Below are 14,851 nucleotides of genomic sequence, written 5' to 3'. Positions count from 1 at the left end.
GCAATAAAAAAACCGCTTATTCAAAGCGGTTTTTTATCATTAACTTATTTGGGCTGTTCTTCTTTTCGCTTAGCTTTTGCTAATCGCTCAGCCTTAACTTGATTGTAAATGCGGCTCAATTCTAAAAACGAATAACGATGTTCTACATAATCAAAAACGTTAAACGAAATAGCTAATTTGTATAACGAAACAGCACCTGCATAGTCGCCCTGTTTTTGATAACGTTTAGCCAAATAAAAGTAAGCTTCTGTCAGACGTTGCGCTAACAAGGTATTGTCTCGAGTACCTTGCAAAATGGCTTTAAAAGCTTTGTCTTCGCTCACTTCACCTAACGTTAAAGCCACAAGAACCCAACCCCATTGTTCGTCACGTGCTTGATAACTGGTCAAGAGCTCATGGCGTGCAACTTCTACATCTTGTTCCGATTTGATGATGTACATCCAAAGTGCCCGAAACGGATCACTTGGGTCTTCATCATAATGACGTTGGATATCTTCCAGCGCCAATTCAATACGGTCACCATAATACAGTGCAATGGCTCGATTTCGTGCTGCGTAAGAGTTACTAGGATCCAATTCTAATGTCGAATCAAACGCCTCATAAGCAGCATCAAACTCCCCGACTTGAGTGAAGTAAACACCAAGCAAGTTAAACAGATCAGGTTGTGCTGGGTTGAGCGACAGTGACTGATTGTAATCCAGTCTCGCTAAATCACGTAAACCAACGCTGTCGTAATAATTACCACGCTCATAAAGCATCTTCGCACGAATATCATTCGGAAGATCAGCACGACGCAATAGCTGACTTAAACGCGCAATCTGCACTTCTTGTTGCACACTTGCCTGTAAAGGCACTGCCATTGGAGGATACAGCCATTGTTCTTCTTTATCGAAAGTGGATGCACAGCCTGCAGTGATGAGTAGAGAAAGTGTCAACGTAGCGGTTTGAAACCATTTCACAAATAAAAACTCCTGTTAGCCACAATGATGACTATTAATCCGCATTAAAAAAGGGAGCGTATTGCTCCCTTTATAGCATGCTTTTAGCTTAATAGGCGAATAAAGCCTAAAAGCTATAGCTTGTGCGATTATTCTGCGGCAGGTGCTGCATCATCTTGAGCTGGTTCAGCAGGTTTTTCTACTGCTTCTTTCATGCTCAGACGTACACGACCTTGACGGTCGATCTCAAGAACTTTAACTTGAACTTCTTGGCCTTCAGTTAGGTAATCTGACACTTTCTCAACCCGCTTGTCAGCAATTTGAGAGATATGTACTAGACCATCCTTGCCAGGAAGAACCGTTACGAATGCACCAAAGTCCGCTAGACGTGCAACTTTACCAGTGTAGATACGGCCCACTTCAACTTCAGCAGTGATCTCTTCGATGCGGCGGATAGCTTCTTTCGCTGCAGCGCCTTCAGTTGCTGCAATCTTGATAGTACCGTCGTCTTCGATTTCGATAGTTGTACCCGTCTCTTCCGTTAGAGCACGGATAACTGCGCCACCTTTACCGATAACGTCTTTGATCTTCTCCGCGCTGATCTTCATTGTGTGAATGCGAGGAGCGAATTCAGAGATGTCTTCACGAGCACCAGAGATAGCTTCATCCATTACAGATAGGATGTGCTTACGTGCACCTTGAGCTTGGTTAAGCGCAATTTGCATGATCTCTTTAGTGATACCTTCGATCTTGATGTCCATTTGAAGTGCAGTGATACCCGTGTTAGTACCCGCTACTTTAAAGTCCATATCACCTAGGTGGTCTTCATCACCAAGGATGTCAGAAAGAACAACGAAATCGTCGCCTTCTTTAACAAGACCCATTGCGATACCCGCAACAGAAGACTTGATTGGCACGCCTGCATCCATAAGAGCAAGAGAAGTACCACATACAGAAGCCATTGAAGATGAACCGTTAGATTCAGTGATTTCCGATACAACACGTACTGTGTATGGGAACTCATCAACAGAAGGCATTACTGCTGCGATACCACGTTTAGCCAGTTTACCGTGACCGATTTCGCGACGCTTAGGAGAACCTACAAAACCCGTTTCACCTACACAGTATGGAGGGAAGTTGTAGTGTAGTAGGAAGTGATCTTTACGCTCACCCGTTAGTTCGTCGATGATTTGAGCGTCACGCTGCGTACCTAGAGTCGCAGTTACTAGCGCCTGAGTTTCACCACGAGTAAACAGTGAAGAACCGTGAGTACGTGGAAGAACGCCAGTACGTACATCAAGCGCACGAACCATGTCTTTTTCACGACCATCGATACGTGGGTTACCCGCGATGATGCTGCGACGTACAACTGTCTTCTCTAGATCGTGGAAGATAGTGTGGATTTCTTTTGTGTTTGCTTCTGGATCTTCAGCAAGCAGCACTTCGTTAACTTCCGCAGCGATCTCATGAATACGGTCGTAACGAGCCATCTTCTCAGTGATTTGGTAAGCTTCTACAAGCTTAGCTTCTGCAAGTTCAGCGATCTTAGTGTTAAGTGCTGTGTTCTCTTCAGGAGCTACCCAATCCCAAGCTGGAGTAGCAACTTCAGCTTTGAATTCGTTGATTGCTTTGATAACAACTTGTTGTTGGTCGTGACCGTAAACAACTGCTGATAGCATCTCTTCTTCAGTTAGGTTGTCAGCTTCTGACTCAACCATTAGTACTGCAGATTCAGTACCAGCAACCACTAGGTCTAGTTTAGACGTTTCCAGTTCAGTGTTGCTTGGGTTAAGAACAAGTTGACCGTCGATGTGACCAACACGCGCAGCACCGATAGGACCGTTGAACGGAATACCAGAGATAGCTAGCGCTGCTGAAGTACCGATCATAGTTACGATATCAGGTTGAACGTCTGGGTTCACAGATACTACCGTTGCGATAACTTGTACTTCATTTTTGAATGCATCTGGGAATAGCGGACGGATTGGACGGTCGATTAGACGAGCAGTCAGTGTTTCACCTTCAGAAGGGCGACCTTCACGCTTGAAGAAGCCACCAGGAATTTTACCTGCAGCGTAAGTACGCTCTTGGTAGTTAACCGTTAGAGGGAAGAAGTCTTGACCTTCAACCGCTTCTTTTTTACCAACTACAGAAACGAATACTGCTGTATCGTCCATAGTAACCATAACTGCAGCCGTAGCTTGACGTGCGATAACGCCAGTTTCTAGAGTAACTGTGTGGTTACCGTACTGGAACGTTTTAACAACTGGTTTTTCGAACATTGTTATTCCTTGTTTCCGAGCGCATCAAAAGATTTGCTCAGAGAGTATTAATTGATACTCAAGGCATTACAAATCGCGACTAGTAAAAATGAACTGGGATTATATGGAGTTCATTTTGAATAGTCGCGACCTTTTGGTCGACGTGGTTGACTGTAATGCACTGAGTCATTATGTAGAAAATCCCTAGTAGGGATTTTTTCCGTGCGTAGTATAACGGTATAAAAGTGATTTGGCTAAGCTATAGCAATCAAAATAAGTAACAGGCAACAAAAAAGGGGCATAAAGCCCCTTTTCTGACAAACTGCTATGCAGTCGCTAATTAGCGACGTAGACCTAGACGTTTGATTAGGTCTTGGTAACGAGAAAGGTTTTTACCTTTCAAGTAGTCAAGAAGCTTACGACGGCGAGAAACCATACGTAGCAGACCACGACGGCTGTGGTGATCGCCTTTGTGTGCTTTAAAGTGACCTTGTAGGTGGTTGATAGAAGCTGTAAGTAGAGCTACTTGAACTTCTGGTGAACCAGTATCGCCTTCACCTTGAGCGTATTCTGCAACGATTGCTGCTTTAGTTTCTGCATTCAGAGACATAATTCTCTCCTAATAAGAGTAGGTTTAACATTGTGCCAGCCAATCTCTGATTCAGCCGACACGAGGAGCGCGAATTATAGGGGATGTATAAAGGTTAGGCAATAGCTATTTTGGCAAGCAACCATTCCGTTGTTGCCCTTTTCTGATACACTTAGCCACATCAAACCTACCTATTTGAATAAACAGGATTCTCTATGAAAATCGGCATCATTGGTGCAATGGAGCAAGAAGTTTCCATTCTTAAACAAGCAATTGAAAACCGTAAAGAAGTTAGCAAAGCGGGTTGTACTTACTTCTCAGGTCAGATCAACGGTGTTGAGATTGTGTTACTTCAATCAGGTATTGGTAAAGTCGCAGCCGCAGTAGGTACAACCATTTTGTTGGATGAGTACCAACCTGACGTCGTGATCAACACCGGTTCAGCAGGCGGCTTTGATGCTAGCCTAAACGTGGGTGATGTTGTCATCTCAACCGAAGTTCGCCACCACGATGCTGATGTCACTGCATTTGGCTATGAAATTGGTCAAATGGCGCAGCAACCAGCCGCATTCGTCGCAGATGAAAAGCTGATGGATGTTGCAGAAAAAGCACTGGCACAAATGGAAGATACGCACGCAGTACGTGGCCTAATTTGTACGGGTGATGCGTTCATTGCGAGTGCAGAACGCCAAGCGTTCATTCGTAAAAACTTCCCTTCTGTCGTTGCAGTCGAGATGGAAGCATCAGCGATTGCTCAGACTTGTCACCAATTCAAAGTCCCATTTGTTGTGGTACGTGCTATCTCTGACGTAGCTGATAAAGAAGCCGGTATGAGCTTCGATGAATTCTTACCATTAGCCGCGAAGAGTTCATCTGAGATGGTCATTAAAATGGTTGAACTGCTTAAGTAATCAAAAACACGCAGAATCATGGAAGAACTATTAAATCAACTCTACGCCAATGGCGCGCTCCTCGTCTTATGGGGCGCGTTGTTCATTCATTTAATTCTCCCTTTCCCACGGGAAGCGCACCCAGCCATCCTATGGCATAAGTTTGCAGAGCAGTTAGCAAACAAAGTTAATACCAATCATCATTACTCACAGAGTATGATTTCCGGCACTTTAGCTTGGTTATTAATGATCATCCCGATGTGGATAGTACTCATTGCTCTCAAGCCCTTAGTTTGGGAACCACATTTATTTGAATTAGCGTTATTGCTTTTGGCTATCGATTGGCGCAATACCGACAAATTCACCAACCAGTTTATTCAAGCGCTTGCAAAAGAAGATAAGCAACATGCGAAGCAGCTTATCACGCCACTGATAAACCGCTCGACACAGCCACTGTCTCTGCTTGGTTTGGGCAAAGCTGGTGCTGAAACACTGATTATGTCTTATGGCCGCAATGTAATATGCGTATTGTTTTGGTATGGCATTGCCGGTGGAATTGGGGCGTTTCTCTACCGCATGAATGTTGAGTTGGCTCGCGCTTGGTCTCCATCACGAAAAGCGTTCCTTCCATTCGGCCTTCCTGTCGTAAGAGCTGTTGCCATACTGGATTTTATTCCACTTCGATTATTTGCTCTGATGATCGCAATTGGCCAACGTACCAAAGAAGTATTTCAGCTCTTAAAACAGCAAGCCGCTACGTGGCCTCTGCCAGGCCCTTCATGGTTATTGATTTCCGTGGGAGCCAAGCTCGAATTGTCCCTTGGCGGTCCGGCAATGTACGATGGGTATAAAGCCGTACGAGCCAAACTTGGGGGGAGGATTGCGCCTGCTGCGTTGCATATTGCGCAGGTTCAAAAGCTATTAGCGTGGCGCATGTTTGCATGGATAGTTCTTCAAAGCTTAATCATGGGCTTTATTTATCAAGGAATTTAGATGTTTCGCATTATCCCTCTGTGTTGCCTATTATTGGCGACTTCCGCTTTTGCCAAACCCGCCCAACGAGTAATAAGCCTTGCACCCCACGCGACTGAGCTCGCATATGCGGCAGGATTAGGTGATAAATTAATCGCCGTCAGTGAGCACAGTGATTACCCCGAGCAAGCAAAACACCTTGAAAAAGTGGCTAACTATCAAGGTATAAAAATTGAGCGAATTATTGCGCTGCAACCAGATCTAGTCATAGCTTGGCCTGCGGGGAATCCAGAAAAAGAACTCTCAAAACTAAAACAATTCGGACTCAACATCTATTACTCGCAGACAGGCTCGCTAGAAGGCATAGCTCGCAGCATTGAGCAACTTGGCCAATACGCTGAGCAGCCAGAAGTTGCTAAACAAAAAGCCTTTGAGTTTCGCCAGCAACTTAATCAGATGTCCCAACAATACAGGACCACAGAGCCAGTTCGCTATTTCTATCAATTGAGTGAAAGTCCCATAATTACGCTAGCTCAAGGCAAATGGCCGAGTGAGGTGTTTTCATTTTGTGGCGGTGTGAACGTCTTTGAATCTAGCGCAATTCCCTACCCACAAGTTGGACAAGAGCAAGTCTTATTAGCAAACCCCGAGGTCATTTTCACTTCTGAGCACGCAATCAGAAATGGCAATATGTGGCAAAAATGGGATAAACAACTCGACGCAATAAAAAATCAGCATATTTGGAGTCTCAATTCTGACTGGCTAAACCGCCCAACGCCCCGAACATTAAAGGCCATCAAAGAGGTTTGTGAGCATTTTGAAAGCATTCGCCAAAAACGGTAACGTTTTCGTTTGAGATACCGTACAATCCGGCATCAGTGGTTAGTTAACAAGTCAATCAAGAGAAATCAGTAACATGGATTCCATGCTGCTTTATATTATCGATTTATTCGGTACGGCCGTTTTTGCTGTCTCCGGCGTTTTACTCGCAGGTCGTTTAAAAATGGACCCATTCGGTGTCGCAGTATTGGGGAGCGTTACCGCAATAGGAGGCGGAACCATTCGTGATATGTCACTTGGTGCCACTCCTGTATTCTGGATTAAAGATACAAACTATCTCTGGGTCATTTTGATCACCTGCTTACTCACTATGTTAATTGTTCGACGCCCAAAACGACTTGCTTGGTGGATATTGCCCGTTTGCGATGCCATTGGATTAGCCGTATTCGTCGGTATTGGGGTCGAGAAAGCAATGCGTTACCAAGATTCAGCTTTGGTTGCCATCATCATGGGTGTTATCACTGGATGTGGTGGCGGGATCATTCGTGATGTGCTCGCTCGCGAAGTGCCGATGGTATTGAGAAGTGAAGTCTACGCAACAGCATGTATTATTGGCGGTATTTTTCATACAACAGCGCTTGCAATGGGCTACCACAGTCAAAATGCATTCTTAGCTGGCGTTCTTTCGACATTGCTGATCCGTTTAGGGGCAATTCGCTGGCACTTATCATTACCGACGTTTGCATTGAATAAATAGTCCCCAAAAAACAAAAAGGTCACCTAGGTGACCTTTTTTAATCTTCAATCTTTATAGATTATTTCTGTACTCGACGAAGCACTTCTTTTAGTGAGTCGAAATCATTAGCGAGGTCTTCAGACAGCAGTTCCATCGCTGCATGTTTCGCTAACGGCGCAGGAAGCTCGATGTCTGATTCCAAGATTTCATCCACCACTTCTTTGAACTTCGCAGGGTGCGCAGTACATAGGAACAGACCAGTTTCGCCTTCTTGAAGCTGCTCTTCCAGTACACGGTAAGCAATGGCACCATGCGGCTCGCATAAGTAACCGAGTGAGTATAGGTCTTTCACTGATTGTGCACTTTGCTCATCAGAAACCGCACCTTTACCTAGCGTCTCTAAGCCCCACTCTTTGACACGGCATAGCTCTTCAATACGAGGCCAGTTATTTGGCTGGCTCACATCCATTGCATTCGATGTTGTTGCAACCGTTGGTTTTGGCTCCCACTTACCTGTTTCGAGGTAGCGTGGCACAGTATCATTAGCGTTAGTCGCAGCAATGAAGCGCTTGATAGGTAGACCGAGCGATTTTGCCAACAGACCTGCAGTTAGGTTACCAAAGTTACCGCTTGGTACTGACACCACTAGGTTTTCACGCTCTTGCTTGCTCATTTGCGCAGCAGCTTCAAAGTAGTAACAGATTTGTGCCATCAAACGGCTAATGTTAATTGAGTTTGCAGAATTAAGACCGATCTCTTCGCGCAGTGCAGCATCATCAAAGGCTTGCTTAACAAGTGCCTGACAAGCATCGAAGTCGCCATCGATCGCTACTGTGTGAATGTTCTTACCAAGCGTACAGAATAGCTTCTCTTGCAGTGGGCTGATCTTACCTTTCGGATAAAGGATCACCACATTAATGTCTTCCATACCGTAGAAAGCGTGCGCAACGGCTGCGCCAGTATCGCCAGAAGTCGCAGTCAGAATAGTGATCTTGCCACCGTTAGAAACAGCAGCAAGAGATTGCGCCATGAAGCGGCCGCCAAAGTCTTTAAACGCAAGGGTTGGACCATGGAAAAGCTCTAGTGCGTAAACGCCATCTTTGACTTGGTTGATTGGTGCTGGGAATTGGAATGCAGCATCAACCATTGCGTTGACTTGCTCTTCCGCCAGTTCATCACCAATCAGTGCTGATAGGATCTTGGTGCTACGAGAGACAAAATCTTCTGCCAGTAGCGCATCAACGTCTTCAAATTTTGGTAATTCCGATGGGAAAAATAGACCTTGATTACGGCCTAGCCCTTGGCGTACAGCTTGGCCAAAGGAAACTTGTTCATCATTTTCTTTTATATTGTAAAGCTTCATAGCTCACTTCCTGTCATTTTCGAACCTTGTTTATCTAAACGACAAACATGGACGAATCCTTCTTCATTTTGTACATAATTTTGTTCTAACCAGCGCGCGACACGCTCGGCGACATCTTTCTCTTTGCAAATACTGAACAGTGTCGGACCACTGCCAGAAATACCGGTTGCTAATGCTCCAGCAGATGCTGCGTATTGACGTGCATTGGCAAAACCAGGAAGCAGTTTCTCACGATATGGTTCTGCGATCACGTCTTTGATCATTTTGGCCGCCAACTCTGGCTGACCAGAATGGCACGCATGAATAAAGCCAGCCAAATGACGACCATGAGCAATCACATCTTGGCGTCGATATTGAGAGGGTAGTATCGAACGGGCTTCTGCCGTTGACACTTTAATTCCCGGATACGCCATAACCCAATACCATTCATCGAAACAAGGTACTTCTTGGCTGATGATCCCCAGCTCTTCCAGCATTAACTGCAAACCGCCAAGGTAACAAGGGGCAACATTATCATAGTGAATCCCCCCTGAAATTTGCCCTTCCATTTCCCCCATAAGCGCCAACAACTCCATTTCAGAGAGTGGTTCATTATGGAAACGGTTAAGTGCATCTAAGGCAGCAACAATGGAGCACGCACTAGAACCAAGGCCTGAGCCAATCGGCATATTCTTCTCAAGTGTTAATTCAACAGGCTTGAGCTCAACGCCTTTTTTATCTAGCTCGCGAGCAAACACTCGCCAGCAATCGTACACAATATTCTCTTTAGGGTTTTGTGGCAGTTTATCGACAAAGCTACCTGCCGTTTTAAGAGAAAATGGTTCCGCCCCAGAGCGGACCATAACGCGATCACCCAATAAGGTGCCGTCAATTGGGGACACCGCCGCCCCCAACACATCAAAACCTACGCTAACATTACCAATTGAAGCTGGAGCGTAAACGACAACATTCATCCCACTGTCCATCAAATTAAACTCCCAACTTCCAACCGAGTGTACGCATGACATCCGCAAATACACCTGCAGCCGTTACTTCTGTACCAGCACCGTAACCACGTAATACCAAAGGAATAGGCTGATAGTAACGACTGTAGAATGCCAGCGCATTTTCACCATCTTTGATCTTGTACATTGGGTCATTTTCATCAACTGCAGCGATGCGTACTTTGCACTTACCATCTAAAATTTCACCAACGTAGCGTAGAACTTTGCCTTGTTTCGCCGCTTCTTCAACTTGCTGTTTAAAGTAAGCATCCGCTTCTGGTAGGCGAGTCATAAATTCTTCAATGCTACCTGAGTCATCAAAACCTGGCGGCAATGCCTGATCCACTTCAACGTCTTCAAGCTCTAAGTTCATGCCAGCTTCACGGGCAAGGATCAGCAGCTTACGCGCAACATCCATACCGGACAGATCATCACGTGGATCAGGTTCGGTAAAGCCATTTTCTTTGGCGATATTCGTCGCTTCACTCAAAGTCATACCTTCATCTAACTTGCCAAAGATATAAGAAAGCGAGCCAGACAAAATACCGTTGAATTTCTCTAACTCATCTCCAGCAGAGATAAGGTTTTGCAGGTTTTCAATCACGGGAAGGCCAGCACCAACCGTAGTTTCATACATCAATTTACGACGTGAGCTACGCGCAACATCGCGAAGCTGATGGTAATAAGACATGCTTGCTGTATTGGCTTTCTTGTTAGGCGTAACAACATGGAAACCAGCCGCTAAGAAATCTGCATATTGGTTGGCAATCCCTTCACTAGAAGTACAGTCCACCAGCACAGGGTTAATAATGTGATTACGCTGAACCAGAGAGATGAGACGAGATAAGCTGAACTCTTCTGTCGCATCATTCATACGATCACGCCAGTGCTCAAGCGGAAGCCCTGCACTATCCAATAGCAAGCCTTTACTGTTTGCTAAACCGCATACGCGTAAGATGATGCCTTTCTCAGCCAATTTCGTTTGTTGACGTTGAATTTGATCCACCAACTCACCACCAACACCACCAACACCGACAACAAATACGTCAAGGAAATGCTTCGAGTTAAACAGGTTTTCATGACACGCTTTGATCGCTTCAGAAATTTTATCTTCTGGAATAACCGCAGAGATAGCACGCTCAGATGACCCTTGAGCAATAGCAACAATATTGACATTCACTTCTGCTAGAGAAGAGAAAAATTGTGACGCGACGCCGCGAGAAGTTCGCATACCATCACCAACCAGCGTCACGATAGCCACATCATCCGTGAAATCCACAGGTTCAAGTAAGCCATCTTTCAGTTCCAGCTCAAATGCATCCGATAACGCTTGCTCAGCGAGAGCTTTATCTTGCGATTCAATACAGAAGCTGATGCTGTACTCAGAAGAAGATTGCGTGATCAGTACAATTGACACCCCAGCAGATGACATCGCACCAAACACTCGGCTCGCCATCCCAACCATGCCTTTCATACCTGGGCCTGAAACGTTGACCATAGTCAGGTCGCTGAGTGTCGTAATGCCTTTGATCGCAAGGTTATCTTCACCAGTATCTTGACCGATTAATGTACCGGCACCTTGAGGATTAAAGCTGTTTTTGATCAGACATGGAATATGGAACTGGGCGATTGGAGCAATGGTTTTAGGGTGAAGCACTGAAGCTCCGAAGTAAGACAACTCCATCGCTTCTTGATAACTGAGAGACTTCAACAGACGCGCATCATCAACTAAACGAGGATCACAGTTGTATACACCATCAACATCCGTCCAAATTTCACAGCAATCTGCTCTTAAACAAGCAGCCAAGACTGCTGCCGAGTAATCAGAGCCGTTACGGCCAAGCGTTACTAACTGACCATTTTCATCACCAGCAGTAAAACCAGGCATAATATTCACGTGGCCTTGTGGGAGTGGTTTGTGACGGAAATTCTGTGTAGAAACTTCGACATCAACCATGGCTTCAAGAGGCTCGCCACGGGCAAATAGGTACTCAACTGGGTCGATCAAGCTTGCTGGCTGGCCTTTCGCCTCTAGCACCGCTTTCATTAATTGAATCGATACGCGCTCACCTTTACTGATGATGCGCGCATTGACGTTGTCTGGACACATCCCCAATAGGTTAATGCCATGAACAAACTGGCGCAGTTGAGAAAGAGAGGTTTTGACTTGATTGTCATAGGCTGCACCATCAATGGTAGGTACTGCCGCTTTAATATCTTGGAATAAGTCGCGAAATGAGTCTTCCAACTCTGCAATTTGTAATTCTGCTTCACCATTTTTTAGTGCTGATTCAATGACAGCAACCAATTTATTGGTCGTTTTCCCTGGTGCCGACAATACAACAGCGACTTCTTCTTGTTGTGCATTGTTGGCGATAATGTCCGCTGCTCTTAACAAGCGATCTGCATCCGCTAACGAGGAGCCTCCAAATTTTAAAACTCGCATCCCTTCCTCCAGATAGTATTAATTTGGCATAAAAAAAGGCCTGTATCTTGTTGGATACAGGCCTTTTTTTGAATTTCTTTCGCTTAGCAGCCTGCCCCAACGCATGTCATGTCGGTAATAATAATGGTTGTGGTCGTTACTGTTAGGCTGCTTGAAAACATCAATTTATGCGTACATTTGTGTGTTTGCTTACCAATACGTGTACCTTATTTCCGGACACAGAGTCAATGAAAACTTTGCTTTTTTTACCCTCGCTCAGTGCATTTCTCATTCGTATGCAAAATTCCGCCCTTCAATATTGCAGTCACAAATGAAACCATTAGCACATATCATAATAACGAATTACTATATAAAACTTACTTCTAGTCTGTAAGTTTTATGCTTTAATTAGTCTTGCAGTGGAGAGAATCAAAATAACAAGGAGTGCATATGAAAATAATACTTGGCTTCGTAGCAGCACTCTTAGCTAATTCTGTTTTGGCGACAGAATTACCCACCTTACCGGCTCACAAGCTGAAATCACCACATCAACTGTTTCTATCCAGCGAGCAAGATCATCACGGCTTCGACAGTTGGTCGATTGATGGCGGTTACTCATACAATATTTTTAATAAAATTGATTTGTATGTCGGGGCCCGCGTTAACAATACTGAAAGTATGAATAACGGGTTGATCAGTGGCGTGAGCTATCAAGTCTCACCCAAAATTTCCGTGAAAAGCACTTTGCATACCTACGCAGACACAAGCCTTGAAGAACAAAAAGAGACATCCATTTCTGCGGAGCTCTCTAGTAGGATGCAACTGACTGACAATTTAGATTTGCATGCCACGCTTGATTATCAAACGTGGCAGCAAGGGGTTGAGGTTGGTTTAGGCTTTCGCTTTTAGCTCCAATCCAATAACTCTTTGGACATAAGCACACCATTCCAATCCGCGTAGATGTAGTCACCAGGTTGGATCATTTCATTGTGAATGGTCAAAGTAACATTGATATCACCGGCACCACGCTTTTCAGTTTTAAACGGACTTGTTCCTAATGCTTTTATGCCTAAATCCATCTGTGACATTGCGGCAACATCTCTCACAACACCGTATACGATGATTCCTTCCCAATGATTATCAATCGCTAGAATAGCTAACTGATCACCGAGCAGTGCTTTTTGGCAGGAGCCATGCCCGTCGATAACCAGCACTTTTCCTTTGCCTTCTTGGCTAAGCACTTCTCGCACTTTCGAGTTGTCGTGATAACAACGAACGGTAACGATTTCTCCCCAAAAAGCACTTCGCTGACCAAAACTTTGTAACGGCAGATCAACGAGTGTCACTTCATCTTCAAACTTATCGCAAATATCTGGTGTTATATCGTTCATTTTTCCTCCGTGATAACTCAAGTTCCTTATCTCAAACGCTGCTTCCAGCTTCCAAGCTCTAATTCAGTGCGGTCCGATAAACAAGACAGCAACCATAGCGCTTCTCTTTGAACATAATAAATTGCATTTTGCTGGTATCGTCTTGCTAAACAAATGGCCTCAGAACGGCTCATTTCCACAGCAAAACTGGCTTCAGACCAAGAGAACTGTTCATCTCCAACCACTACCTCGATATATTGATTATGGTTGATATCTTGAAGTAACAGCCGATTATTTAAACAATTTTCTTTTTCTGACCGCCATTTACTGTTTGGGTTCCAAGCGGTGATAATCGCAAATTCGGCAAACTTAACCGACCTCTCAAACCGGAAGTAAGGGTCACAGTATGCCTGCCATAATTGTGCGTCTATCATCCTATAATCCGTTGTTTTATATTTACCCAATACTATTATTATTTGTTACATATGAACTCTTGATATAAATCAACAAAGTGCATGGAATTAACATTTCAGCGTTGTTAGCATGCTGTTAACATTATAGAATCCGCTTCAAAGCCTAGTAGAGTAAGTTAGGGAAAGGAGTTCAACCTAAATAGAAGGCGCATACCACGGAAGGCGGGCGATCAAAGACAGTGTATTTTTATAGGCTTTGGTTTATTATCAACATCACATTACCTGTATGTTATGTTTTTGCCTAGAATTTATTCTATTAGCACAATTTTTTCACAAGTTTAGGTACCGCCAATGCAAACCCCGCACATTCTTATCGTAGAAGATGAGCAAGTAACTCGTAACACTCTTAAGAGTATTTTTGAAGCAGAGGGATACGCTGTTTTTGAGGCCAGTGACGGTGAAGAGATGCACCACGTGCTGTCTGAAAACCAAGTTAATTTGGTGATTATGGACATCAACCTACCGGGTAAAAATGGTCTACTGCTTGCTCGCGAACTACGTGAACAAGCGAATGTTGCTTTAATGTTCTTAACTGGTCGCGACAACGAAGTCGATAAAATTCTGGGCCTAGAAATCGGCGCAGATGACTACATTACTAAGCCATTTAACCCACGTGAATTGACGATTCGTGCACGTAACCTGCTAAGTCGTTCAATGAACGCGAACGCAACTCAAGAAGAGAAGCGCTCGGTAGAAAAATACGAATTCAACGGTTGGGTATTAGATATCAACAGCCGTTCATTGGTTAGCCCTGCTGGCGACAGCTACAAGCTACCACGCTCTGAGTTTCGTGCATTGCTGCACTTCTGTGAAAACCCAGGCAAAATTCAAACTCGCGCCGATCTTCTAAAGAAAATGACTGGCCGTGAACTTAAACCACATGACCGTACGGTAGACGTAACAATTCGTCGCATCCGTAAACACTTTGAATCGGTTTCTGGCACTCCAGAAATCATTGCAACGATTCATGGTGAAGGTTACCGTTTCTGTGGTGATCTAGAAGAGTAATTTACTCTATCTAAAAAAATGGAGCCAAATGGCTCCATTTTTTATATCTAACATTTGTGTTAA

At 44.5% G+C, this 14,851-nt stretch carries 14 protein-coding genes and 1 other annotated feature; of the genes, 6 read left to right on the top strand and 8 right to left on the bottom strand.

The window, feature by feature from the left end; genetic code table 11:
* Positions 1-44 precede the first annotated feature (44 nt).
* The 3 genes from nlpI to rpsO all read right to left on the bottom strand — a co-directional run bounded on the left by nlpI (position 45) and on the right by rpsO (position 3,809).
* On the bottom strand, positions 45-959 hold the full coding sequence (nlpI, locus tag ACQEXU_RS15045) for a lipoprotein NlpI (protein WP_427011442.1): 915 nt from the start codon (positions 957-959) through the stop codon (positions 45-47).
* Between the two features lie 128 nt (positions 960-1,087).
* Positions 1,088-3,220, bottom strand: coding sequence for a polyribonucleotide nucleotidyltransferase (gene pnp / locus ACQEXU_RS15040; RefSeq protein ID WP_427011441.1), 2,133 nt, complete (start codon positions 3,218-3,220; stop codon positions 1,088-1,090).
* Between the two features lie 319 nt (positions 3,221-3,539).
* The gene (rpsO, locus tag ACQEXU_RS15035; RefSeq protein WP_010450057.1) at positions 3,540-3,809 is read right to left on the bottom strand and encodes a 30S ribosomal protein S15; all 270 of its coding nucleotides are present in this window, start codon (positions 3,807-3,809) and stop codon (positions 3,540-3,542) included.
* A 194-nt stretch (positions 3,810-4,003) separates the two neighbouring features.
* Here rpsO and mtnN point away from each other — a divergent pair, with 194 nt between their 5' ends.
* From mtnN to ACQEXU_RS15015, 4 genes are all read left to right on the top strand, one after another.
* Positions 4,004-4,699 (top strand): 5'-methylthioadenosine/S-adenosylhomocysteine nucleosidase, encoded by a 696-nt coding sequence (gene mtnN, locus ACQEXU_RS15030; protein WP_427011440.1) that lies wholly within the window; start codon positions 4,004-4,006, stop codon positions 4,697-4,699.
* A gap of 18 nt (positions 4,700-4,717) precedes the next feature.
* Positions 4,718-5,671 carry a cobalamin biosynthesis family protein gene (locus ACQEXU_RS15025; RefSeq protein WP_427011439.1) on the top strand — a complete coding sequence of 318 codons (954 nt, stop codon included), beginning with the start codon at positions 4,718-4,720 and terminating at the stop codon, positions 5,669-5,671.
* Entirely contained in the window at positions 5,672-6,493 is an 822-nt protein-coding gene (btuF, locus tag ACQEXU_RS15020) for a vitamin B12 ABC transporter substrate-binding protein BtuF (RefSeq protein WP_427011438.1), read from the top strand. It abuts the gene before it with no gap.
* Positions 6,494-6,566: 73 nt separating this feature from the next.
* A complete protein-coding gene (locus ACQEXU_RS15015) occupies positions 6,567-7,187 on the top strand; it encodes a TRIC cation channel family protein (protein ID WP_427011437.1) in 621 nt (206 codons plus the stop codon).
* A 58-nt stretch (positions 7,188-7,245) separates the two neighbouring features.
* On the opposite strand, the gene thrC is transcribed toward ACQEXU_RS15015, so the two are convergent.
* Genes thrC through thrA form a run of 3 tightly spaced genes read right to left on the bottom strand, consistent with a single transcriptional unit; the run spans position 7,246 to position 11,958 of the window.
* A complete protein-coding gene (thrC, locus tag ACQEXU_RS15010) occupies positions 7,246-8,529 on the bottom strand; it encodes a threonine synthase (RefSeq protein ID WP_427011436.1) in 1,284 nt (427 codons plus the stop codon).
* A complete protein-coding gene (thrB, locus tag ACQEXU_RS15005) occupies positions 8,526-9,482 on the bottom strand; it encodes a homoserine kinase (RefSeq protein ID WP_427011485.1) in 957 nt (318 codons plus the stop codon). The genes thrC and thrB overlap by 4 nt, the downstream gene beginning before the upstream one ends.
* 16 nt (positions 9,483-9,498) lie before the next feature.
* Positions 9,499-11,958 (bottom strand): bifunctional aspartate kinase/homoserine dehydrogenase I, encoded by a 2,460-nt coding sequence (gene thrA / locus ACQEXU_RS15000; protein WP_367988215.1) that lies wholly within the window; start codon positions 11,956-11,958, stop codon positions 9,499-9,501.
* 29 nt (positions 11,959-11,987) lie between these two features.
* Positions 11,988-12,104: a sequence feature (Thr leader region), on the bottom strand.
* Between the two features lie 283 nt (positions 12,105-12,387).
* Between thrA and ACQEXU_RS14995 the strand changes: the two genes are divergently transcribed.
* Positions 12,388-12,846, top strand: a complete 459-nt coding sequence (locus ACQEXU_RS14995; protein ID WP_427011435.1) for a hypothetical protein — start codon at positions 12,388-12,390, stop codon at positions 12,844-12,846.
* Here the strand turns inward: ACQEXU_RS14995 and ACQEXU_RS14990 are convergent.
* Both ACQEXU_RS14990 and ACQEXU_RS14985 read right to left on the bottom strand, forming a co-directional pair.
* Complete coding sequence (locus ACQEXU_RS14990; RefSeq protein WP_367988213.1) at positions 12,843-13,328, bottom strand: putative 4-hydroxy-4-methyl-2-oxoglutarate aldolase; 486 nt, start codon at positions 13,326-13,328, stop codon at positions 12,843-12,845. The genes ACQEXU_RS14995 and ACQEXU_RS14990 overlap by 4 nt on opposite strands.
* A 26-nt stretch (positions 13,329-13,354) precedes the next feature.
* Positions 13,355-13,741, bottom strand: coding sequence for a DUF3293 domain-containing protein (locus tag ACQEXU_RS14985; protein ID WP_427011434.1), 387 nt, complete (start codon positions 13,739-13,741; stop codon positions 13,355-13,357).
* Between the two features lie 330 nt (positions 13,742-14,071).
* On the opposite strand from ACQEXU_RS14985, the gene arcA reads away from it, so the two are divergent.
* A complete protein-coding gene (gene arcA / locus ACQEXU_RS14980; RefSeq protein ID WP_367988211.1) occupies positions 14,072-14,788 on the top strand; it encodes a two-component system response regulator ArcA in 717 nt (238 codons plus the stop codon).
* Positions 14,789-14,851: the final 63 nt, after the last annotated feature.

The sequence above is a fragment of the Vibrio sp. TRT 21S02 genome (assembly GCF_050113675.1).
Lineage (GTDB): Bacteria > Pseudomonadota > Gammaproteobacteria > Enterobacterales > Vibrionaceae > Vibrio.
This window is presented reverse-complemented; position numbering and strand designations above follow the sequence as displayed.